Consider the following 22,178-nt stretch of genomic DNA (forward strand, 5'->3'; position numbering starts at 1 on the left):
GCGTAGTGCGTGGTGCGGGTGAGGTCAGTGGGACCGGAGTTGCGCCAGCGCGGCTTCGGACAGCGGGGTGCCCGCCTTCTTCGCGGCGTAGAGCGCTGCGCCGACGGCGGGGCCGAACAGCGGAGTGCGTAACTCGTATTTCGGCGGCAGTGCCGAAAGCGCCTCTTCGAATCCGCTGCGGACGGCGGCGGCCGTGAACATGCCTCCCGAATAGGACACGGGGACCGTGTCGTCGTCGCCGAAACCGAGCTCCGTGCGCGTCGTGTCGACGATCCTGGCCAGCTCGGCGCAGGCATCCGTGAGGATCTGCGCGGCGATGAGGTCGCCCTGGGCGGCGGCTTCGACGACGGTCTTGGAGAGGTCGGCGATCGCCCCTCGCTGTCCCTTCCACTGATTCACGACGACGTCGATCAGGTCGAGATCGCTGTTCACGTCGGCACGGGCCTTGACGACGTCGTAGAGGGGGCCGCGGGGGAGTCGGCCGTCGCTCATCCGGGTGAAGGCGTTGAGACCGCGGATCGCGATCCAGTATGCGGAGCCTTCGTCGCCGAAGAGCTCGCTCCAGCCGCCGACCCGGTGGCCATGGCCTGCACGTTCTCCGTAGGTCATCGAGCCGGTTCCGCTGATCACGTTGATCCCGTCGACGGCACCGAGGGATCCGGCCCAGCCGCACACCATGTCGTTGTCGCACGTGTAGCGGTCGTGCCCGAGCACCGCGCGGGGCACGGCGTTCAGTCGTTCGATATCAGAGCTGACCTCGCCGTATCCCGGGAGCCCGAAGAAGGCCTGGTCGATGTCCTTCGTCTCGATTCCGGCCTGGGCGGTGATCGTGTCGATGCCCTGGGTGAGGATTCGGCCGACGAGCTCGATGCCCTCGCTGAAGTAATAGCAACTCGGTGTCTGTGTTTCCGCGACGATGTGTCCGGAGTCGTTGAGGAGGACGAAGGCGGTTTTTGAGCCGCCGCCGTCAACCCCGAGGAAGAATGACATGGCTCTCAGCTCGCGTTCGTGAGGGTGCCCGCGGACGCGGACAGCGGGTGGATGTGCACGCCCTTGACGACGCGGTTGACGGTTCCGCCCGGGAACGGGTTGTCGGGGGTGGCGCCGAGCGTGAGGGAGAACGAGAGCCCCAGAAGCTGCGCGATGACGATGTAGCCGACGGCCAGGAACGCGTCATCCAGGCCCGCGAGGTCCGAGAGGATCCACGAATGGCCGTCGGCTGCCGGCAGTGGCAGGGAGGAGATCGCGACGACGCGTTCGGGGCTGAGCGCTGTGCGCAGTTCGGCGATGATGTCGAGGTCATACTCGCGGGTATAGGGGTCGGAAGACACGTAGACCAGGGCGAGCGTGGTCTCATCGAGGACGGCCTTGGGGCCGTGGCGGAAGCCGAGGGACGAGTCGTAGTAGGTGACAATCGCACCGGCCGTCAGTTCGAGGACCTTGAGGGCTGATTCGCGGGCGAGGCCGGTCAGTGGCCCGCTGCCGATGTAGACGATGCGTTCGTAGCCGGCCTCTGCCAGTGCGCGGATCTCGGGCTGGCGGCAGTCGATGATCTGCGTTGCGGCCGTGGAAAGGGCGGCAACGGCGTCGTCGTTCGCGCCGCCGAGGATCAGGAGACTTGACAGGAGCATCGACGTGAAGCTCGACGTCATTGCGAAGCCTTCGTCGTTGGAGCGACGCGGCATCAGCACGACCTTCGAGTGTGCGCGTCCCTGATGGTCCGTGAAGAGGTTCCCGTCTTCGTTGCAGGTCAGAATCAGGTGGCTGACGTCGGTGAGCACCTGGTCGGCGAGGACCGTTGCGGCGCTGCTCTCCGGGCTGTTGCCCGAGCGGGCGAAGGAGACGAGCAGGGTGGGAACGTCTTCGGCGAAGCTCTCCCGGGGATTCGAGACGATGTCCGTCGTGGCCACGGCGTCAACGCGGCGGCCGAGGAGTCGCGACAGTGCCGGTGCCGCGATGTCGCCGACGAAGGCGGATGTCCCTGCTCCCGTGAGAACGATGCGCAAGTCGGATTGGGAGAGGAGGGGTGCGAGGAAGGCATCGATGTCGGTGCGCTGGGCGGCGATGTTCGCCGAGGCCTCGCGCCAGACATCCGGTTGCTGGGCGATCTCGCGGACGGTGGCTTCAGACCCGGGGCCTGCGGCGTGGCCGATGGTCGCCGATGCGGCCGGGGTGGATGTGGCGGTGGGGTTAGACAAGGAGTGCTCCCTGGATGGTGGTGGTTGTTGTGGAACGGTCGCGGACCGTCGGGAAACAGGCGAAGGCGTATGGGCGCAGGGCGTCGCGGATCTTGTCCACGACGAGCGCGCGCGGTTCGGGAGCAAGGCTCCCGGCCCGTACCCTGGCGTATTGCTCGGGAAGGAACTGGCTGATGAGGGGAAGCGGAATCTGCAGGGCGGAGAGGTTGTCGTAGAGGCGGTTCTCGGCGGCTTCGATCTCCGGGTCCGGCCAGTAGTAACGCAGCCGGTCGCTGTAGCTGAACCGGCGGGCAAGGCGCTGCTGCTGGGCCGTGCCCTCGTAGTACCCCGCCCAATAGTCCGGACGGGCGAGCATCCGCCGTTCGATGACCTCGACGAGTGCGGAGCGATCCGCGACCGGCACGAGCTCGTCTTCGATCTTCGCGAGGGCGAAGAGGGCTTCCCGCATCGCGAACGTCAGTCCGGGTCCGACCTTGAGGATCGCCCAGTGGTCTTCGACGAGTTCGGCGAGCCGGCCCGTCTCCTGGTAGTCGGTGGAGTGGGCCTCGAACACCAGCCCCGGCTCGTCGTTCAGGACGGTCCGCAGCTGCACGGTCCCTTCGCGGTGGTAGTCGATGACCTGCAGGTGGTCGAATTCCACGGCGGGCTGCACGACGAGCGCGATGATGCGTGGCCAGATGTCGGTGAGGCCGACCTTCTCGAACGCGGCGCGGTGTCGGTCGAGGGTCGCTCGGGCCGCCACGGCGGATGTCGCAGTCAGGGTGCCGAGGGTCTCGTGCGCGCCTCCCGGTACCGGGACCTCTGTGCCGATCACGTACAGGATGTCGCTCGGGAGGCCGGCGCGCGTGGCTGTATCCTCGGCAACCCGCAACAGCCGTGCTGAGCGATCGGCCGCGAGGTCGTCGCCGGCCGGCACGGGATCCCCGGCGCAGGACATGCTGCAGTCCAGGTGGATCTTGGTATAGCCGGCTTCGACGTATGCCGTGACGAGGGCGTCGGCATTCGCCATGGCCTCGTCAGCGCTGAGGTTCTGCCATCGGTTGGGACCGAGGTGGTCGCCACCGAGGACAAGCCGGTCCCTGGCGAAGCCGACCCTGTCGGCGATCGAGTAGACCAGATCGCGGAAGTCGGCCGGACGCATGCCGGTGTACCCGCCGAACTGGTCGACCTGGTTGGATGTGGCCTCGATGAGAACGTAGGTTCCGTCGGCATCCGCCTGGCGGATGGCAGCCTCGAGCACGGTCGGGTGCGCCGAGCATACTGAATAGATTCCGACGGTTTCACCCGCCTTATGCCGACGTACCGTGTTCCAGAGTTGATTAACCATTGTGCTCCTTTGCAGTCCCACGGGCGTCCCGTTGTTCGGGGCGGGGTGGTTCGATCGATGGGTCTCGGGGGTGGATGGGTCAGCGGGTACCCAGCCCGGTGAGGAGGGCTGAATCCGAGGTGGTGGGGTTGTGCGCCGCTGCCGTGTCGAGCACGGTGCACAGGTGCGTGACGGTGCGGGAGATGGACTCGCAGCCGTCGCGAATGTATGTGCGCGGATCGGTGACATCCGGGTTGGTGGCCAGGAACCGCCGGACGCCGCCCGTGAATGCGATGTTCAGTGCCGTTCCGACGTTGATCTTGCGCATTCCGGCGGCGATGGCCGCGACGAGCGTCGTGTCGCTGACGCCGGAGGATCCGTGGAGGACGAGGGGGACGGGCACGATTCCGGCGAGTTGGGCGATGAGCGCGAGGTCGAGCTCGGCAACCTGTGACGTCATCGCGTGTGAACTGCCGACCGCAACGGCGAGCCCGTCGACGGTGGTCTGCGCGACGAAGTCACGCGCCTCATCGGGCTGGGTGCGTGCGAGCGGAGAGTGTGCGCCGTCTTTGCCGCCGATTTCGCCCAGCTCAGCCTCGACCCAGAGGCCGCGGGCGTGGGCGCGCCGAGCCAGTTCGCGGGTCTGGCGAACGTTCTGGTCGTGGGGGAGATGAGCGGCATCGACCATGATCGAGCTCACGCCGAGATCGTTCGCCAGATCGATGGCGTGTTCGGTGAGCGCAAGGTCCTGGAAATGGTCGAGATGAATGGAGATGGGCGCGGAGGACTCGGCGGCGATCTTCGCGCAGGCCGCGATGATCGGCGAGATCCTGCCGTTGTGGAACCGGATCGCGTTCTCGCTCACCTGGAGAATCGCGCCGGTATTGGCGCGCTCCACTCCGATCGCGATGGCTTCGGCGTGCTCGAGGGTGATCACGTTGAAGGCGAGAACGGCACGGTTGCCTGCGCCGAAGTGGTCGATGAGATCGCGAGTTGTGGCGAGCAAGATGACGAGCTCCTCCCGGCAGTGATGGAGTGCGATTCGGGCGATGTCGGCTCGACACCATCCGTGCACTGCACCATCACGATGGCCATGGCTTGATACTGCGCCAGAGTGCGCGGAGCGCGCAATTTTGCTGCTAAAGTGGACAGAAATACTGCGCGTTTCAATTTCGGTAAGGCGTCTCATGATCCAGAACGGCTCGTATCCATCCACCCCTCGTGCGGTCTCCGGCAAGCGCTCAGAGCGGATGCGCTTGGTGCTGTCGCTCCTTCACGAACAGACGAGCATGTCGCAGTCCGCGCTCGCGGAGGCGCTCGGTATTTCGGCGGCGACCCTGCGGCGCGATCTGGCGGACCTGGACGAACAGGGGCTGCTCGTGCGGACGCATGGCGGGGCCCGCGCCCTGGATGCCCGCAGCGAAATTCCCGTTCGGCTCCGGAATACCCAGTTCCGTGAGGCCAAGCAGTTGATCGCGCGTCGTGCGGTGGAAATGATCCCCGCTGGACCGTATGCGATAGCCCTGAGTGGGGGGACCACGACGGCCGAGGTCGCCCGGGCGCTCAGTAATCGGTCAGGACTGACCATTGTGACGAATTCGCTCACTATTGCGCTGGAGTGCGCGGCACGCCCGAAGCTCAAGGTGATCATGACGGGAGGCGTCGTTCGGCAGAGCTCCTTCGAGGCGGTCGGCTCGCTGTCCGAGAACACGTTCAAAGCGATCAACGTGGGCACTGCCATTCTGGGCACCGACGGCATCAGCGTGTCAGGGGGTGTGACGACCCACGATGAAACCGAAGCGCGCACCAATCACGCCATGGTTGCCAACGCCCAGCGTGTGATCGTCGTTGCCGACGGTTCGAAAGTCGGACAGGTCACCCTCGCGAAGATGGCCGACCTGAGCGAGATCGACGATTTCGTCACAGATTCCGACGCGGACCCCGCCGCGCTTCAGTTGATCGCAGACGCCGGGGTAACCGTACACATCGTCGACCTCAGCGCTGTGCGTCGGTAGGGCACGGCATAGTCCTCAGAATGTTCGCCGTGACACAGAGGCCGCGGCCGACACGCAGGCGGGAGGACGTTGCGCGCGCGGCGATGTGGTCGTGATCAAATTTGATTTCTGAATAAGTAAGCCATTTAATTAACTGAGTAAGTCTCGTATTCGTATTCGATTCGGGGTAGAATCGGGGCATGGCAGGAGCTTCCGATCCCCAGTCACACACCCCGCAGGCCCACGATTCAGTGGCCGCGGGTGATCAGCCCACCGCAGTCGTCGAGTCGGCCTATTCGGTCGCGGTTGCCGAGGGTTTCGAGGGCTCGGAGGGTCTGGCCGGCTCGGTGCCGTCGGTGCATGCGGATGCTGTCGCAAGGCTCGCCGAGGCGCAGGCGGTTCTCGCCGATGCCCTGGCGGCGATCCCGGTCGGGCTGCTCAGCGACACAGAAGCTGTCACGGCGCTGAGTACCGTGGAGGCGATCGGTCGGACGGTGGATGCGGCCCGGGTGAGCACGGCGACGGATGTGGACCGGAGGGCCCGGGTCCTCGGCCGCGAGGGCCTGGCCTGGCGGATGGGCTGCACGGGCCCGTGGGATGTCCTCACCCGGGTGACGCGGGTGTCGGCCCGGGAGGTGAAGCGGCGCGTCAAGCTCGGCGACGCGGTGTTGCCGCGGCCGTGCGGCGGGAGCAGCTGGTTGCCGCCCTTGTTCCCGACCGTTGGGGCCGCCCTGGCGGCGGGGGAGATCGGGGTGGAGACGGCGGAGTTGATCGTGGCGGGGTTGCAGGTGATCAGTCACCGGGTGGCGCCGGATGACCTGCTCACGGCGGAGCGGGCCCTGGTCGCCACGGCGGCGGGGCTGATCACCCCGGAGACCGAGGATTTGGCCGGGGCCGGTGTGCCGGTGACGACGGACTTGATCCGGGGCATGGTCGCGCAGTGGCAGGCGGCCCTGGACCCCGACGGGATACTGCCCCAGGAGGACCTTTTCGAGGCGAAATCCAACATCGGCTTCGGCCAGTTGAAGAACGGCTTGTATCCGGTGAAGGGTGGGGTGACGCCGGAACTGTTCGGGATCATGAACACGATGTTCGACGCCTTCCTGAGCTTCCATTCCCGGCCCGCGTTCCCCACCGCCGAGGAACAGGCCCTGATGGACTCCGGGCAGATGATCCCCGGCGCCGAGACCGCGGGTACCGACGCCGACACAGGCCCGGAGCTGGACGTGATCGAAGCAGAGCTCCGGGAGCGGCGCGCGGACACCCGCACGAGTGGGGAGAAACGCGCCGACATCCTCCGGGCGTTGTTCGAACACGCCGCCCGCGACGAGGACACGCCCAGCATGGGCGGATCCGCCCCGACCGTGATGGTGCACGTGAACGCCGCAGACCTCGCCTCCGGGGTCGGGGTGGGGTGGATCGACGGGGTCGAGGCCCCGGTATCGCTCAAGACAGTGCACCAGCGCATCTGTGACGGCGGCTTCCAAGGGGTCCTGTTCGGGGCGAACAACGAAGTCATCAAGCTGGGTCCGGAGCGGCGCTATTTCAACCGGGCGCAGCGCCGGGCGATTACCGCCCGGGACGGCGGCTGCATAATCCCCGGCTGCAAAGCCCCGGCGCACTGGGCCGAAGTACACCACGTGAAGCCCTGGGCGCAGGACGGACCGACCAACGTCGACAACGGGGTACTACTGTGCTGGTTCCACCACCACACCATCGACACCTCCGGGTGGGAAATCCGGATGGTGAAAGGCTCACCACAAGTCCGGGCCCCCGGACTCATCGACCCGCAACGACTCTGGCGGCCACCGAACCGACACCGCGCCCACCAGATCCTCACCGGACCACCCAACCGCGACTGACCGGCCCGGCTGAATCAGGTGACAGTGATGTCCGGCACCGACGGGATGTTCCTGACCGCCGTGGACCCGAAAGCCACGATAGCTTCGCCGCGGAGCGTCTGGGACTGTCCCGGCGCGACCAGCATGGCGTCGCGGAGGCCCAGGGCAAGGGAGTCCGTGCCTGGCGCGCCGTCGATCTCGACCTCGCCCTCGAGGACGACGACCAGGACGCTCTCGTCGGGTCCCGGCATCACCGATAACGGGTCGGTGAGACGCTCGACCCGGAGGGAACCCGTCGCGGCGGTGCGGCGCAGCATCAGGTTCAGGTCGTCGGAGCTCTCCGCCGAACCTGTCGATGAGACGAGGCTCTCCCCGGGAAAAGCGCAGACCTCGTACTGGCTGATGTGTTGCAAGGTGCCGTCGATGGTCAGGTCGAGCCCGGCCGCGGACAGCGGGACGAGGTATCGGTCGATGCCGGCGAACTCGGAGAATGCCGAGTCGCCGGCGATCGTCGCGATGCTGACCCTCCAGTCGAAATCGTCCATTGTCGCCGCAGGGGGCGCTACGGCCACAGTGCTCGTCCAGCCTCCGCCATTACGCCAGGCGACCGGCACCCGGGCGCTCGCGCGGGAGACGGCGTCAGAACGCTGCTCGGGCGGCATGGGTCACCACCGTGGGCACGCGCTGTCCGAGCAGCCAGGTGGCGGCGGTCAGCGGCACCCCCGGCCGATAGGCGATGTGCGAGATGGAGGGCGCGTCAAGTACCTGCAGATCGGCGCGACCGCCGACCCGGAGCGAGCCGACGGCATCCACCCCCGAGTCACGCCCGAGGGCGCGGGCACCGCCTCGAGTGGCCGCGCGCACGGCTTCCTCAACGGTCAGGTGCATCTGCAGCACGGCCGTTGCGATGCAGAACTGCATCGAGGTCGTGTATGAGGTGCCGGGATTGCAGTTGGTCGCGATCGCCACGGTGATGCCCGCGTCGAGGAGCGCGCGGGCCGGCGCGAGTGGTTCCCGGGTGGACAGGTCGCAGGCCGGCAGTACGGTCGCCACCGTGTCCGACGCGGCGAGGGCATCGAAGTCGGCGGGAGTCAGGTAGTTGCAGTGGTCGACGCTCGCCGCCCCGAGCTCGACGGCCAGGGCGACACCCCCGCCGTGCCCGAGCTGGTTGCCGTGCACACGCAGGCCGAGCCCCGCCGCCCGGCCGGCGAGCAGGACCTCCCGGGATTGTTCGACGTCGAAGGCCCCGCGCTCGCAGAACACGTCCATGAAACTGACCCACGGCCTGACGGCGGCCAGCATCGGGCCGGTCACGAGGTCGAGGTAGTCGCGGGCGCTGATGCCCTCCGGAACCAGATGCGCGCCCAGGAAGGTCACCACGTCCGCCCCGCGAGAGGCGATCTCCGCGGACCGGCGCTCCGTTTCGACGTCGAGGCCGTAGCCGGTCTTGGTCTCGAGGAAGGTGGTGCCCTGAGCCCGCGCCTCGTCGCGCAAGGCTCGGAGATTGGACTCGAGTTTGGCATCCGTTGCGGCCCTGGTCGCGTTCACGGTGGTGCTGATGCCGCCGGCGGCATATTTCGTCCCGGCCATGCGCGCCTCGAATTCAGCGGAGCGGTCGCCGGCGAAGACGAGGTGGGAATGTGAGTCGACCCACCCCGGCAGCACGGCCCGCCCGCCGACACTCGTGCGCACGTCGGCGACGGGCGGATGCTCGGCGTCGCCGATCCAGGCGATCCTGCCGTTGTCGATGACGAGCGCGGCGTTCGCGCGACGGTCCTCGTGGCCGGCGAACGTGCTCAGCTCGCCGATATCGGTGATCAGTTCGGAGGTCATGCGCGTTCCTTCGGGATCAGGCGGACCGGGTTCATGCGGTCGATGGTGTCGTCGAGCCGGTGCAGGGCGGCACCGAGCAGGACTGCGGGGTCGGCAGCGGGCGACACGAGAAGCCCGTCGCTCGCGATGATACGTCCGCCGACGATGACGCGGCGCACATCGCTCGCGGTAGCGACAAGCGGGAGCTGGTCGGGACCCGCGCCGACGGTGCGGACCGAGGCGGTGTCGAGTTCGACGAGGTCCAGCCACGCACCGACCTGCAGCCCGCCGGTTCCGAGCCCGAGCGACGCGTAGCCGCCGCGGGTGAGTGTCTCGGTCAGTTCCGGTGGTGAGAATCGGCCGCGCCGACCGGAGGCGAGACGTTCGCCGGCCTCGAGGCCGCGGGCCTCGAGAAAGGGGTCGACAACCGCGTTCTGGTCGGATCCGAGGGCAAGCCGGGCGCCGGCATCCGCCAGGCGTCGAGCGGGCCCGATCCCGTCGCCCAGGTCGGCCTCTGTGGTCGGGCAGAACACGGCCGTCACGCCGGCGGCGCCGAGGAGTTCGACGTCGTCGTCGGTCAGGTGGGTCGCGTGGACGACGCTCAGCCGGGGAGTCAGAGCGCCGAGTTCGTGCAGCAGGCTCGTCGGGGTGAGGCCGTATTCGGCGAGGCACTCCGCGTTCTCCTGGGGCTGTTCGGAGAGGTGGATGTGTAGTGGAACCGTTGCCGGCAACCCGGCGAGGATCGTCGCCATCGCCGACCGGGGCACAGCCCGCACCGAGTGCACGGCGGCACCGAGCGTGACGGCAGGGCCTGGACCAGCCAGAGTGCGAGCGCTGGTATCGAGGGTGTCCCGCAGGCTCGACCAGCGTTGCAGCCAGGCCTCCGCCGAGCCGTCGCCGAACCGCCGCTGCAGGTCGGCGAGCGGACGATCCGCGCCCCCGCGCAGGTAGCAGGTGTCGAGCAGGGTCAGGCGGATCCCGGTGTCTCGTGCGGCGGCCGCGACCGCGAGCTCCATGGCGTGGGCATCCGGGTACGGCCGCCCGTCCTGCCGGTGGTGCATATAGTGGAATTCGCCGACGGCCGTCCAGCCGCTGACGAGCATCTCGGCGAACACCGCCGAGGCGAGTTCGTAGTACAGGTCGGGGTCCAGAGCGGATGCCGCGGCGTACATTCTCTCCCGCCAGCGCCAGAAATCGCCGCCGTCGGCCTGCGTGCGTCCGCGCAGGGCGCGGTGGAAGGCGTGCGAATGCGCGTCGCCCATCCCGGGGACCACGGTACCGAGGACCGTGTCGCCGGCGCGCGCCGGAACGCCCCGCTCCAGCCGGGCGATCGTCCCGTCCGGGGCCGCGTGCACCCGGACCGCGTCAACGGGCGCGCCGTCGATCAGGGCGCGTGCGCACCAGAACGTCACGGTGATTCCCGGTTTCACAGCAGCTCCCGGAGAACCTGCTCGAGCGCCGCGACGCCGGCGAGGCAGTCGTCGAGCGTAGCGAACTCCTCTGGCGAATGGGAGATGCCGGTCGGGTTTCGCACGAAGATCATCGCCGTGGGCAGGCGACTCGACAGCACTCGGGCATCGTGGCCGGCGCCCGTCGGGAGAGTGGGGACGCCGTGCAGGGAGTGAACGAGCCGGTCGCGCAGCGCCTCATCGAAAGCGACGGCGCCGCTCCAGGATTCCTCGGCAACGAACGCGGTGCATCCCTCTGCCGCGGCGGCTTCGTAGACCCGCGCGGTGATCTCCGTGACGAGGCCCTGTGCTGCGGCATCCTCGGCGGCACGGGCGTCGAGCCAGACAGTGACCTGCGAGGAGATCACGTTGGTGCCACCGGGCACGGCCTCGATCCGGCCGATCGTGGCCCGGGAGCCGGTGCTCGCGACGGCGGCATCCCGAACCGCGAGCATCGAGCGGGCGGCTGCGAGCATCGGGTCCCGACGGTCGGTCATGCGCGTGGCACCGGCGTGGTTGCCCTCTCCGGTGAAGGTGATGCGCCAGCGCCCGTGGGCGAGGATCGAGGAGGCGACCGCGACCGGGCTGTCCAGATCGATCAACCCGCGGCCCTGCTCCACGTGCAGTTCGAGGAACAAGCCGATGCGTGCGAGGGCGGCCCGGTCCTCGCCGAGGCCGGCCGGGTCGATGCCGGCAGCGGATGCCGCTGCTTCGAGCGAGATTCCGTCCGCGTCGACGAGAGCGCGGGCCCGACCGGCATCGAGTGCGCCGGTCATCAGCCGGGAGCCGAGGCAGGCGATACCGAACCGGGAGCCCTCCTCCTCGGCGAAGACCAGAACGGCGCAGGGGCGTGCGGGCCGGAACCCGCTCGCCTGCAGTCGGTATATCGCCTCGAGGGCACTGACCACGCCGAGGGGGCCGTCGTACGCACCGCCGCCGGGAACGGAGTCGAGGTGGCTGCCCACGACGATCGCGTCGTCGCCGCGCGGCCCCCACCACGCCCAGGTGTTTCCGTTCCGGTCGATCTCCACGTCGAGCCCGAGCCGGACGGCGCGTCCGGTGAACCAGTCGCGCAGTTCCAGGTCGGCCGGCTGCCACAGGTGCCTGGAGTAACCGCCGCGCCGGGCATCCCTGCCGATGTCCGCGATCTCGTCGAGGCCGGAGAGCAGGCCGTGCGCCGTTGCCGGCGCCGTCATTCGGCCTCCCACATCGGCACACGCAGCCCGCGCTCACGGGCAACGGCGGCCGCCCGCTCGTAACCGGCGTCGACGTGACGCATCACGCCGGTGCCGGGGTCGTTGATCAGTACCCGTTCAATCTTCTGGGCGGCGAGATCCGTTCCGTCGGCGACGGTGACCTGGCCGGCGTGGATCGACCGGCCCATGCCGACACCGCCGCCCTGGTGGATCGACACCCAGGTCGCGCCGGACGCCGTATTGAGCAGGGCATTGAGCAGCGGCCAGTCGGCGATCGCGTCCGAGCCGTCCTTCATCGCCTCGGTCTCGCGGTACGGAGAAGCGACGGAGCCGGCGTCGAGGTGGTCGCGTCCGATCACGATCGGGGCACTGATCTCGCCGGAGGCGACCATCTCGTTGAACCGCAGCCCGGCGAGGTGCCGTTCCTTGTAGCCGAGCCAGCAGATCCTGGCGGGGAGGCCTTCGAACTGCACCTTCTCCTGGGCGCCGTGGATCCAGCGCGCGAGTTTCGCATCGTTCGGGAACAGTTCGAGGATCGCCCGGTCGGTCGCGGCGATGTCGGCCGGGTCCCCGGAGAGGGCGGCCCAGCGGAACGGTCCCTTGCCCTCGGCGAACAGCGGCCGGATGTAGGCGGGAACAAAACCCGGAATCTCGAATGCGCGCTCGCATCCGCCCAGGACCGCCTCGGCACGGATCGAGTTGCCATAGTCGAACACCTCGGCCCCGGCGTCGCGAAACCCGACCATCGCGGTGACGTGCCTGGCCATCGATGCCCGCGCCCGGATCGTGAAGTCCTCGGGGTCCGCGGCGGCGCGGGTGTGCCAGTCGGCGACGCTGATGCCCTCCGGCAGGTAACTGAGCGGGTCGTGCGCACTGGTCTGGTCGGTGACGATGTCGATCGCGACTCCGCGTTCGAGCAGTTCGGTGAAGACGGATGCCGCGTTGCCGACGAGTCCGACGGAGAGCGCCCGGCGCTCCGCCTTCGCGGCGAGGACCCGGGTGACGGCGTCATCGAGGTCGTCCGTCATCTCGTCGAGGTAGCCGTGGTCGACGCGGCGCTGCAGTCTGGCGGGGTCGACGTCCACGATCAGCACCGCGCCGCCGTTCATCGTCACGGCGAGGGGCTGGGCCCCGCCCATGCCACCTGCCCCGCCGGTGAGGGTGAGCGTTCCGGCGAGAGTGCCGCCGAATCGTTTGTCCGCGATCGCGGCAAAAGTCTCGAATGTGCCCTGCAGGATGCCTTGGCTGCCGATGTAGATCCAGCTGCCGGCGGTCATCTGGCCGTACATGGCCAGGCCCGGCCTGCTCGAGCTTGCGGAACTCGGGCCACGTCGCCCAGTCCCCGACGAGGTTGGAATTGGCGATCAGCACCCGTGGCGCCCAGGTGTGGGTGCGGAAGACCCCGACCGGCTTGCCGGACTGCACGAGCAGGGTCTCGTCGTCCTCGAGCTCACGGAGGGTGCGCACGATCGCGTCGAACGCCTCCCAGCTGCGGACGGCCTTCCCGGTGCCGCCGTAGACGACGAGATCGTCGGGACGCTCGGCGACTTCGGGGTCGAGGTTGTTCATCAACATCCGCAGCGGGGCTTCGGTCATGCCAGCTTTTAGCCGTCAGGGTGGTGCCACTGAGCAGCGCGAACCGGACGGGGGAGATGCTTCTGGGCCACGATTTTCTTCCTTCTGGTTGATGCCGGCCGGCGCCGGTTGGTTAGTCGGTTGGTTTTGTCTGATTCTGCGGCAGCGGGTCGGAACCCAGCCGTTCGGAGATCTCGCCGGCGACCCGGATGAGAAAGGCGCCGATGCGATCCAGTCCGGGATCGGTGACGCGGTAGTTCGGGATGACGACCGACACGGTTGCGACGATCTTGCCGACCGAGTGAACGGGCACGGCGATCGCAGTCGAGTCATGGTCTGCTCCGCTTCGGACGACGGTGAAACCCCGGGGACCGACAGCGCCGGCGAATGCCCGTCCGGCAGCCGTCGTCGAGCGGGGAATGACCCGGCCGACCCAGTTGGCGAGCTGGACCGGATGTGTCCCGTGCACGCCGGCCGCGTACAGCATGGTGTCCGACGTCGACGGCAGTCCGAGGTAGGCGTTTTCGCTCGTGAGCTCGACGATCTCGTGCAGCTTCGGCTCCGCGACGGAGACGATGGTCTCCCGGGAGAGCGCCTGGGCGCCGAGCCGGATGGTGATGCTCCCCGGCCGGTAGTCGCCGCTGTCGTCCCGCGAGACGAACCCCGTGGTTTCGAGGGTCCGCAGGAGCCGGAGGGCGGTCGAGATCGACAGGTCGCTGCCGCGCGCGGCTTCGGTCAGGGACACGGCGCCGTGTTCGCACACGTAGGCGAGGAGGCCGAGTGCGCGTTCAACGGTCCGGGTGCCCGTGGATTCCGGAGCGTCCAGGCTCATGCCGCCGCCTTTCGAGAGAATCCGATCAACTGCGACCGGAGAATTTCCATCTAGTGACAACATGATTTCATTTTTTACGCTCCGGACAAGGCCCGGCAGTTCCGCACGGGCAACTGTTGCCGTGCTCAGCCGGGCTGGGGTGCCTCGAGGGGGATGGCTTTCGGCTTGCGCAGGGCCCGGGTTGCGGGCAGGACCAGGACCAGGATCACGAGGGGGATCAGGAAGGCGATGCCGAAACCGGTCTGGTCGGCGACCACCCCGACGATGACGGTGCCGAGGATGGCGCCGGCGTAATTGAAGAGGTTCACCCTCGCGATGATCTCGTCGCTGCGGGACGGGAGGACGTCGCCGGCGGCCCCGAAGGACAGCGGGACGAGCGCCCCCGCGATCACGCCGGTGAGGGCGAAGCCGATGATCGCGCCTGCTTCGGTCGGAACCAGGGCGATCACCACGAATCCGATGCCGCCGAAGACGATGGCCGACGTTGCGATCACCGTGCGGGCGGTACGGCGGACGAGGTAGTCCACGCCGAGCCGTGAGATGAGCACGACGATCTGGTATGCGGCGTAACCGAGCGGCGCAGCCCAGGCCGCCGTATGGAGCGTGCCGCTGAGGTAGATGCTGCTCCAGGTGCTCACGGCGGAATCGGCGACGAACGCGGCGAGGATGAGCGCCCCGATCACGAAGACGGGCCAGCGCGGAATGCGGGTGGCGTCGCGGGCGTGCCCGGGCTTGCGGGCCGCATGACCCGTGTCGAGGAGCCGCCAGCCGGCGACGATGACGAGCACGTCGACCACTCCGACGATCGCGAGGACCGCCCCGGCGCCGGCCGGGGTCTCCACGAGCGCGACCATCAGGAATGCCCCCACGATCGCGGCGAGCGTGTAGGCGGCGAAGAACCGCCCCAGGAGGGGGCGGGGCCTGCCCCTCTGCACGAGGACGCCCTGCATCGCGCTCGAAGCATCCACCGCGCCCAGCCCGACGCCGTAGAGCAGTACGGCACCGATGTAGATCGGGGCCGGCTGTGCGGTCGCCATCATGAAGAACCCGACGGCCTGGGCGGCGAGCCCGCTGAGCAGCGCGGCCTTGCTGTTGCGGCGGATGGCGATCGCGTCGGCGAGGACCGATCCGCCCGCCGCGGCGAGCGAGACCCCGAGGAGAAGGAGGGCCACCATGGTCGCGTCGAGGGACTGGCGTGCCTGGATGGTGGGCAGGGAGGTCGCGATCACTGCGTACCCGAGTCCCTGCACGGCATAGGTCGACCCGACCGAGACCAGCTCCGCCCGTGGGACGGGGAGGTGCGGGCTCAGCTCCACAGCGGATGCCGCTTCCGGACGATGGAGAAGGCCTGCCTGGCTATATCGATCGTCATGTCCACGTCCGTTTCGGTGAGGGCGGCGTTGATGAAGTGGTTGTGGTGCGAGGTGATGAATACCCCGCGCTGCACGCATTCGGCGACCCATTCCTGGTGAAGCATGAGTGAGTCGTCGTCGGCGAGACGCAGGTAGAACAGGGCTGGTTCCCCCGAGGATACAAGGGTGAAGTCCTCGCCGTGTGCCGCCGCGACGAGACCCGTGGTCAACCGGGTGCCGAGCCGGGCGAACTGGGTGGGCGCGTCGATGCGGTGCAGCTTGGTGATCGTGGCGATCGCGGCGGCGAACGGCACGGCGCTCATCCAATAGCTGCCCGTGTATGTGATGCTGCTGACGGCGTCCTTAAGGAAGTCGCGGCCGCAGAGCGCGGACACGTTGTAACCGTTGGCGAGGGCCTTGCAGAAGCAGATCAGGTCGGCACTGAAGCCGTAGTAATGGTCGGAACCGGCCAGGTCGAGCCGGAAGCCGGCCCGGACGTCGTCGACGATGAGGACGACGCCATGCTCGTCGCAGAGCCGGCGAACGGCCTGCCAGTACCCCTCGGCCGGGAGCGCGTTGTCCACGAAGTTCCCGTGCATGTACGGCTGGGCGATCAGCCCGGCGATCTGGCCGGCATGCTGTTCGAGAGTCTGGCGCAAGGCCTCGATATCGTTGAACGGAATGGTCAGGTTGTTGGCGACATCCTCTTCGAGGACCCCGGGGTAGTCGAGCTTCTGCGACCAGGGTGCCACCCCGTGGTAGTAGCCCTTCACGAAGATGATCTTCTTGCGGAGGGTCGCTGCGCGTGCCGTCATGATCGCGAGGGTCGTTGCGTCGCCGCCGTTCTTGGCGAAGAAGGCCCAGTCTGCGCTCGCGACCGTCTCGACGAGGAGTTCGGCGAGGTCGACCATGATCGTCGACGGGATCGAGACGACGTCCTCGAGTTCGGCCTGCCTGCGGGCGGCCGCGTGGACCTCGGCGTCGCCGTACCCGAGCACGTTGGGGCCGTAGCCGCACATGTAGTCGATGTATTCGTTGCCGTCGACGTCCCAGAACCGGCTTCCCTCCGCGCGGGAGGAGAAGAGCGGGAAGGAGGCCTGTGGGATGTAGCAGCCCTCCGAGGGGCCCTGGTGGCCGTAGATCCCCGACGGGATCACCTTCGTGGCCCGCGCGAAGGCGGCACGGCTGAGCGGGTATTCGAACGGCTTGATGGGATTCATGGGCGTGACGGGGGAGAGGGTGTCGGTCATGGCGGGCTACTTTCCGAGGTAGGAGCTGACGCGGTCGAGGATCCTGCTGGTGTTGTCGACGAGCGGGATCATCCCGCGCATCGCCATCCGACCGTCGCAGATGCAGGCGAGGGCGCTGTATCGCCCGCTGAGCACCCCGCCGGCGACATCGAGGTCCGCGAAGGTGAGCGCCGCACGGGGAGAGCCGGTGGGGTCGGCATCGAGGCGGATGCTGCCGCCACGGACTGCCAGCCGGTAGCGGAGTCCCTCCCCGACTTCGATGTCCACGTCACCGTCGGGCATCTGCGCGACGCTGAACTGTCCGCTGCGGTCTTCGTTGCCGATGATCGTGATCGCCGTCGCGGCGACGTGCAGGGTGAGCAGGGCGGTGATCTCGGTGAAGCCCGCGTCGGCGAGGCGGTCGGGGGTCGGCTGCAGGTAGGAGCCGAGGAGGTTGCTGAGCGGCGTGAACACGGTGAGCAGGAAGCGCAGTCCGGCCGGTCCGGCGGCGGGAATCGGGCCGGCCGTTCCGTCGACGACGGCGTTGAGGTGCGCGGCCGATCGGAAGACCAGCAGGGCGCGGGCGGCGCCCGGTGTGCGTCCCGGCGTGATCCCGTCCTTCGCGAAGCTGAGGTCGAGGCTGAGTCCGGCCGGTCCGCGGAAGCTCACCGCCACCGGGCGTTTCAGTTCGGCGAGGAGCGCCTGGGCATCGGGAGCGAGTTCGGCGAGCCGTGGCAGCGCGCCGAGTACCGCGTGCAGGTTGACCTGGGCGCGCACGTGGGGGTCGGTGTCAGTGAGCACGGGGGTCCTGTTCGGTGTTGTTGCCGGTGTTGTTGCCGGTGTTGTGGCCGGTGTTGTTGAGGGAGTCGTTGTCGTCACAGTCGAGATCGAGATCGAGATCGATATCGAGGTGGATGCGCATCCGGATGTCGTCGCTCTCGTCATCACTCGGTTCGGTGGCTGCCTTGTCGGGCGCGGATGCGTGTCCCGCGAGCGACGCAGCGACGAAGCCCGCGAGGGACCTGGCGGCCTCGGTGTCGCGGTCCGCGAGCCAGGTCGACGTCATCCCGTCGACGATCGCGACGAGGTAACGCGCGAGTTGCTCGACGGGTACAGTCCAGGACTGCCCGGTGAGCTCGGTGACGCGGCGCAACGACTCCTTCGCCGACCGGTAGTAGACGTCGTATTGGGTGCGTGCCGCTTCGGCGGTCCCGGTGCGGGAGGCGTACAGGGCAAGTTCCGCGAGGGCGAGTTCACGGTGCGGGTTGGCCACGAGCCAGTCGATGTAGGCGTCGAGGCCGGCCCGGAGCACGGCCTTGACGCTGCGGTCCTGGTCGGTTCCCACGCTCGTGAACACGAGGAACTTCTGTTCCTCTGTGTTGGTGTCGATCACGGCCGTGAGCAGATCGTCACGGGAGTCGAAGATGTAGTGGAAGGCGCCGAGCGGCATCCCGGCTTCGGCGACGATGGCGCGGGTCGTTGCGGCCGTCAGCCCATCGCGGGCGATGACGCGCGTGGCCGCCGCGATGAGTTCGTCCCGACGCTGTGCGGGCGGGATGCGCCTCATCCGCGGGCTCCCGACGTGCGGCGTGCTGCGACGTCCGTGACGACGGCGAGATGACCGGGCTTCTTCGGCGATGGTGGATCTGTGGGTGGAGACAAAGGCACGTGTGCTCCCGGTTGCAAAGTTGGACAGTTGACCAACTAGGCAAGATTTGCACGCCGGCCGGGACAGGCACAATGCCGGGACAGGACGTTTTACACGCCGGTAATCTGATGAAACATGCTCGCCACGGGCCTCCGGCAGATCAGGCCGTTTCGGTTGGGGCGCTGTGCACGACGCGGGCCAGCCCCGCAGGCACTGTGACCGTGCCCGAGATCGTCTCGCCGGTGATGAGCTCGGCCCCGGATGCCGGGTGGGTCGCGTCGGCATCTGTGTGATTGATGACGAAGGTGAAGTCACCCTGAGCACTTGTGCGGGTCACCACCTCGATTCCGGGCTCCGACCCGATCCCGACGCCGACGGAGGTCAGTATCTCACCGAGAAGGGAATCGAGATCATGGCCGATCAGGCGCGTTGACACGTACCAGGCGGTGCCCGCACCGAGGGAATTCCGGGTGATCGCAGGTCCCGCGGCGGCGGGCCCATCGAGGTAGCGGGAGTGCACCTCTGCTGTCGACACGTGGATGTCGTCGGTCCAGCCGGATCCCGATCTTCCGTTGCTCAGGCCAACCGATTCGTTTTCGTGCAGGGGACGGAATTCGTGGATGGCGAGGCCGAGCACGTCGCGCAGCGCGCCGGGAGCAGCCCCCGGATAGACGGCATCCTGTTCGTCGACGATCCCTGAGAAATAGGACACGACGAGTGTGCCGCCGCCGCGCACGTATTCGGTGAGATTGTCGGCAGCAGCGCGACCCAACAGGTACAGGCTCGGGGCCAGCACCACGTCGTACCCGCGCAGATCTGCGGCCGGGTGTGCGAAATCGACGGTGACGCCCTGGTTCCACAGGGCGGAGTAGAACGCCTCGATGCGCTCGCGGTGGTCGAGCTCGACGCTCGGGCGCCACTCGAGGTCCTGCGCCCAGAACGATTCCACGTCCCAGAGGATGGCCACCCGGGCCTGCACGCGGCTCGCGCGGACGGGCTCGAGCCGGGCAAGGGTGGCACCGAGTGCGACCACGTCGCGCCAGGCCCGGGTCTCGGTACCGGCGTGGGGCAGCATGGCGGAGTGAAACTTCTCAGCGCCGTATCGGGAGGCCCTGAACTGGAAGAAGAGGATCCCGTCGGCGCCACGGGCGAGGTGGGAGAGCGAATTCCGGGCGAGTTCCCCGGCCGTCTTGGCGATGTTGCGCGGTTGCCAGTTGACGGCTCCCGTGGAATGTTCCATCAGGATCCACGGTGCACCTCCGGCGAGCGAACGGGTGAGATCGGCGTCCATGGCCAGGAGGATGTGGTTATCGGCGCGTTCGGCGACGAGATAGTGGTCGTTGGAGACGATGTCGACCTCGCGGCTCCACGTCCAGTAGTTGGCTGAGAGGCAGTTGGTGGCCATGAAGTTGGTGGTCACCGGGATGTCCGGGGTGAACCGGCGGATGGTGTCGCGTTCGTTGATGAAACACGCCAGCAGGGCGTCGGAGGAGAATCGTTTGAAGTCGAGGCGTTGGGCCTGGTTCGTCACGGAGGCGGACAGTCGGGGCGCATTGATTTCGTCCCATTCCCCGTAGCGCTGTCCCCAGAATGTGGTGCCCCAGGCATCGTTGAGTGCGCGGAGGGTGCCGTAGCGCTTCTGCAGCCAGAGCCGAAAGGCCGCGACGGAGTAGTCGTCGTATGACTCGCTGATCGGGGCCCCGTATTCGTTGTGCACGTGCCACAACACCAATGCGGGATGCCCCGCGTACCGACGGGCGAGCTGCTCGGTGATGTTGGCGGCGGCGCGGCGGTATTCGGGCGAACTGGGACTGACGACCCCACGTGAGCCGCCGGCCAGGTGCACACCGTCCCGGGTGACCGGGTGAGCGGCCGGGTATTTCTTCCAGAACCAGGCTGGGGGAGCCGCGGTCGGGGTGGCCAGGTCGATGTCGATCCCGGCAGCGTGAAGCAGCTCGAACAGGTCATCGAGCCAGGCGAAATCGTATTCGCCTTCACGGGGTTCAAGCAGGACCCACGAGAAGATGCCGAGGCTCACGAGGTTGATGCCGGCCTGTTTCATCAGCGCAATGTCCTCGAGCCAGACCTCACGCGGCCACTGTTCCGGGTTGTAGTCGCCGCCGTAGCGCAGGCTGGTTGTGCCGGGCATCCAGCGGTCCTGCTGAACCGCGACTACTCGGGAGAGAGACTCGAATGGCATGGGTTTGTGGCTCCTTCGACTGTGTGCGCTCCCAGTTCTATCACAGGATGCGGCTCTGTAGAAGTCCGGGATTCGCCTAGTTGACAGAACAATGGCTAGTGTGAGGTACTAGAACCGCTCACAGTCAAGGTCGACAAACGTTCACCGAGTCGGGGCGAACCCATCACAGCACCAGCTTTCTTCAAGGAGGACGAATGCGCACTTCATTCCGTGTCGGAGCAGTGGCCATGGCCGCTGCGGCCGCTTTGCTCATGTCGGGCTGTTCCAGCCCCACAACCGGCGGAGACACCGGTGCCCCCGTGTCACTGAACTACTGGGCCTGGGCTCCCAACCTCGACAAGGTCGTCGACATCTGGAACAAGGCCCACCCCGAGATCCAGGTCACGGTCCAGAAGCAGGACGGCGGTGACCCCGCGATCACCAAACTGCTGACCGCCGTCAAAGCGGGAAGCGGCGCCCCGGACCTGATCCAGGCCGAGTACCAGAAGATCCCCACCCTGGTCGCGGCGAATGCACTCGCCGACATCTCCGGCGACGTCGGCTCCGACGTGAAGGGCGCCTTCGCTGACGGCGTCTGGAACTCGGTCACCCTGGGCAGTGACGCGTTGTACGCGATCCCCCAGGACACCGGCCCGATGATGTTCTACTATCGCGCCGACGTCTTCGAGAAGCTCGGCCTCACGGTCCCGACGACCTGGGATGAGTACGCGACTGACGCCCGTGCGATCCATGCCGCCAACCCGGCTGATTATCTGGGCACCTTCTCCTCGAGCGACGCCGGCTGGTTCACCGGGCTGACCCAGCAGGCCGGCGCGTCCTGGTGGGGGATCGACGGGGACGCGTGGAGTGTCGACATCGACAAGACTCCGACCCAGAAGGTCGCGGCGTACTGGGGCGGCCTGGTCGAAGAGGGCGTCATCGACAACAAGCCGATGTACACGCCGGCATGGAACGCCGGGCTGAACACGGGCACCCAGGTGGGCTGGTTGAGCGCCGTCTGGGCTCCCGGCGTGTTGGCCGGCAACGCCGCAGACACCGCGGGCCTCTGGAAGGTCGCACCGATGCCGCAGTGGGATGCCTCGGCTCCCTCGACGGGTAACTGGGGTGGTTCCTCCACCGGGGTGACGACCCAGTCGACCCACCCCAAGGAAGCCGTCGAGTTCGCCACCTGGCTGAACACCGATCCGGCCGCCGTCGCAGCGCTAGTCAGCACCGCGAACATCTACCCGGCCGACGCGTCCGCCGCAGAGTCCGCCTTGACGACGGCCCCGGCCTTCTTCAGCAACCAGCCGGACTTCTACACCGTCGCCGCCCAGGTCGCCAAGACCGTCTCGCCGTTCAACTACGGCCCGAATGTCAACGTGGCGTACAGCGCATACAACGACGAGTTCGCCAAGGCCGCGGATGCGAAGTCGAAGAGCGCCTTCCTGGCCGCGGTCACCAGCATGCAGAAAATCACCACCGATGACCTGACCAAGAGCGGGTTCACCGTCAAGTAGTGCCACCGGGGAAGGCCCGCCGGCCTCAGGCATCCGCGGGCTTTCCCC

Annotated in this window: 17 protein-coding genes and 1 pseudogene; 3 read left to right on the forward strand and 15 right to left on the reverse strand. The window is 67.7% G+C overall.

Annotated features, from left to right (window positions below; all coding sequences use genetic code 11):
* Window positions 1-24 precede the first annotated feature (24 nt).
* The 4 genes from RGU41_RS00845 to RGU41_RS00860 form a co-directional block, all read right to left on the reverse strand.
* Window positions 25-990, reverse strand: a complete 966-nt coding sequence (locus RGU41_RS00845) for an N-acetylglucosamine kinase (RefSeq protein ID WP_134561567.1) — start codon at window positions 988-990, stop codon at window positions 25-27.
* A 5-nt stretch (window positions 991-995) separates the two neighbouring features.
* Window positions 996-2,198 (reverse strand): SIS domain-containing protein, encoded by a 1,203-nt coding sequence (locus tag RGU41_RS00850; protein ID WP_198413447.1) that lies wholly within the window; start codon window positions 2,196-2,198, stop codon window positions 996-998.
* Window positions 2,191-3,525: a D-tagatose-bisphosphate aldolase, class II, non-catalytic subunit gene (locus tag RGU41_RS00855; protein ID WP_322135228.1), complete on the reverse strand. Its 1,335-nt coding sequence runs from the start codon at window positions 3,523-3,525 to the stop codon at window positions 2,191-2,193. Before RGU41_RS00855 ends, RGU41_RS00850 begins: the two co-directional genes overlap by 8 nt.
* 79 nt (window positions 3,526-3,604) lie before the next feature.
* Complete coding sequence (locus tag RGU41_RS00860; RefSeq protein ID WP_322135229.1) at window positions 3,605-4,510, reverse strand: class II fructose-bisphosphate aldolase; 906 nt, start codon at window positions 4,508-4,510, stop codon at window positions 3,605-3,607.
* A 181-nt stretch (window positions 4,511-4,691) separates the two neighbouring features.
* Here RGU41_RS00860 and RGU41_RS00865 point away from each other — a divergent pair, with 181 nt between their 5' ends.
* On the forward strand, window positions 4,692-5,519 hold the full coding sequence (locus tag RGU41_RS00865) for a DeoR/GlpR family DNA-binding transcription regulator (protein WP_322135230.1): 828 nt from the start codon (window positions 4,692-4,694) through the stop codon (window positions 5,517-5,519).
* A 179-nt stretch (window positions 5,520-5,698) separates the two neighbouring features.
* Window positions 5,699-7,360, forward strand: coding sequence for an HNH endonuclease signature motif containing protein (locus RGU41_RS00870; protein WP_322135231.1), 1,662 nt, complete (start codon window positions 5,699-5,701; stop codon window positions 7,358-7,360).
* Window positions 7,361-7,374: 14 nt separating this feature from the next.
* Here RGU41_RS00870 and RGU41_RS00875 read toward each other — a convergent pair whose 3' ends face one another.
* The 11 genes and pseudogenes from RGU41_RS00875 to RGU41_RS00925 all read right to left on the reverse strand — a co-directional run bounded on the left by RGU41_RS00875 (window position 7,375) and on the right by RGU41_RS00925 (window position 20,631).
* Complete coding sequence (locus RGU41_RS00875; RefSeq protein ID WP_134559173.1) at window positions 7,375-8,001, reverse strand: HutD family protein; 627 nt, start codon at window positions 7,999-8,001, stop codon at window positions 7,375-7,377.
* Window positions 7,979-9,172 carry an imidazolonepropionase gene (gene hutI / locus RGU41_RS00880; RefSeq protein ID WP_322135232.1) on the reverse strand — a complete coding sequence of 398 codons (1,194 nt, stop codon included), beginning with the start codon at window positions 9,170-9,172 and terminating at the stop codon, window positions 7,979-7,981. The genes RGU41_RS00875 and hutI overlap by 23 nt, the downstream gene beginning before the upstream one ends.
* The gene (locus RGU41_RS00885) at window positions 9,169-10,581 is read right to left on the reverse strand and encodes a formimidoylglutamate deiminase (protein ID WP_322135233.1); all 1,413 of its coding nucleotides are present in this window, start codon (window positions 10,579-10,581) and stop codon (window positions 9,169-9,171) included. Before RGU41_RS00885 ends, hutI begins: the two co-directional genes overlap by 4 nt.
* The gene (locus RGU41_RS00890) at window positions 10,578-11,795 is read right to left on the reverse strand and encodes an allantoate amidohydrolase (RefSeq protein ID WP_322135234.1); all 1,218 of its coding nucleotides are present in this window, start codon (window positions 11,793-11,795) and stop codon (window positions 10,578-10,580) included. Before RGU41_RS00890 ends, RGU41_RS00885 begins: the two co-directional genes overlap by 4 nt.
* A pseudogene (gene hutU, locus RGU41_RS00895) lies at window positions 11,792-13,462 on the reverse strand (urocanate hydratase). The gene RGU41_RS00890 and the pseudogene hutU overlap by 4 nt, the downstream one beginning before the upstream one ends.
* A gap of 41 nt (window positions 13,463-13,503) precedes the next feature.
* Window positions 13,504-14,202: an IclR family transcriptional regulator gene (locus RGU41_RS00900; protein ID WP_322135235.1), complete on the reverse strand. Its 699-nt coding sequence runs from the start codon at window positions 14,200-14,202 to the stop codon at window positions 13,504-13,506.
* Between the two features lie 125 nt (window positions 14,203-14,327).
* Window positions 14,328-15,518 carry an MFS transporter gene (locus tag RGU41_RS00905; RefSeq protein ID WP_166787377.1) on the reverse strand — a complete coding sequence of 397 codons (1,191 nt, stop codon included), beginning with the start codon at window positions 15,516-15,518 and terminating at the stop codon, window positions 14,328-14,330.
* Entirely contained in the window at window positions 15,509-16,804 is a 1,296-nt protein-coding gene (locus RGU41_RS00910; RefSeq protein WP_322135236.1) for an aminotransferase class III-fold pyridoxal phosphate-dependent enzyme, read from the reverse strand. The genes RGU41_RS00905 and RGU41_RS00910 overlap by 10 nt, the downstream gene beginning before the upstream one ends.
* 6 nt (window positions 16,805-16,810) lie before the next feature.
* On the reverse strand, window positions 16,811-17,584 hold the full coding sequence (locus tag RGU41_RS00915) for a hypothetical protein (RefSeq protein ID WP_322135237.1): 774 nt from the start codon (window positions 17,582-17,584) through the stop codon (window positions 16,811-16,813).
* Complete coding sequence (locus RGU41_RS00920) at window positions 17,574-18,350, reverse strand: TetR/AcrR family transcriptional regulator (RefSeq protein WP_322135238.1); 777 nt, start codon at window positions 18,348-18,350, stop codon at window positions 17,574-17,576. The genes RGU41_RS00915 and RGU41_RS00920 overlap by 11 nt, the downstream gene beginning before the upstream one ends.
* Window positions 18,351-18,591: 241 nt before the next feature.
* Entirely contained in the window at window positions 18,592-20,631 is a 2,040-nt protein-coding gene (locus tag RGU41_RS00925; RefSeq protein WP_416172954.1) for a beta-galactosidase, read from the reverse strand.
* A gap of 194 nt (window positions 20,632-20,825) precedes the next feature.
* Here RGU41_RS00925 and RGU41_RS00930 point away from each other — a divergent pair, with 194 nt between their 5' ends.
* Entirely contained in the window at window positions 20,826-22,130 is a 1,305-nt protein-coding gene (locus RGU41_RS00930; RefSeq protein ID WP_322135239.1) for an ABC transporter substrate-binding protein, read from the forward strand.
* The last annotated feature ends 48 nt before the right edge of the window (window positions 22,131-22,178 follow it).

It is taken from the genome of Cryobacterium sp. 10C3 (assembly GCF_034314285.1).
GTDB lineage: Bacteria > Actinomycetota > Actinomycetes > Actinomycetales > Microbacteriaceae > Cryobacterium > Cryobacterium glucosi.

What these genes read in the sequence shown, in the direction of transcription:
- RGU41_RS00845 (WP_134561567.1), bottom strand. Translation starts at nt 990, where the DNA reads ATGTCATTCTTCCTCGGGGTTGACGGCGGCGGCTCAAAAACCGCCTTC.
- RGU41_RS00855 (WP_322135228.1), bottom strand. Translation starts at nt 3,525, where the DNA reads ATGGTTAATCAACTCTGGAACACGGTACGTCGGCATAAGGCGGGTGAA.
- RGU41_RS00865 (WP_322135230.1), top strand. Translation starts at nt 4,692, where the DNA reads ATGATCCAGAACGGCTCGTATCCATCCACCCCTCGTGCGGTCTCCGGC.
- RGU41_RS00870 (WP_322135231.1), top strand. Translation starts at nt 5,699, where the DNA reads ATGGCAGGAGCTTCCGATCCCCAGTCACACACCCCGCAGGCCCACGAT.
- RGU41_RS00875 (WP_134559173.1), bottom strand. Translation starts at nt 8,001, where the DNA reads ATGCCGCCCGAGCAGCGTTCTGACGCCGTCTCCCGCGCGAGCGCCCGG.
- hutI (WP_322135232.1), bottom strand. Translation starts at nt 9,172, where the DNA reads ATGACCTCCGAACTGATCACCGATATCGGCGAGCTGAGCACGTTCGCC.
- RGU41_RS00890 (WP_322135234.1), bottom strand. Translation starts at nt 11,795, where the DNA reads ATGACGGCGCCGGCAACGGCGCACGGCCTGCTCTCCGGCCTCGACGAG.
- RGU41_RS00900 (WP_322135235.1), bottom strand. Translation starts at nt 14,202, where the DNA reads ATGAGCCTGGACGCTCCGGAATCCACGGGCACCCGGACCGTTGAACGC.
- RGU41_RS00910 (WP_322135236.1), bottom strand. Translation starts at nt 16,804, where the DNA reads ATGACCGACACCCTCTCCCCCGTCACGCCCATGAATCCCATCAAGCCG.
- RGU41_RS00920 (WP_322135238.1), bottom strand. Translation starts at nt 18,350, where the DNA reads ATGAGGCGCATCCCGCCCGCACAGCGTCGGGACGAACTCATCGCGGCG.
- RGU41_RS00925 (WP_416172954.1), bottom strand. Translation starts at nt 20,631, where the DNA reads ATGCCATTCGAGTCTCTCTCCCGAGTAGTCGCGGTTCAGCAGGACCGC.
- RGU41_RS00930 (WP_322135239.1), top strand. Translation starts at nt 20,826, where the DNA reads ATGCGCACTTCATTCCGTGTCGGAGCAGTGGCCATGGCCGCTGCGGCC.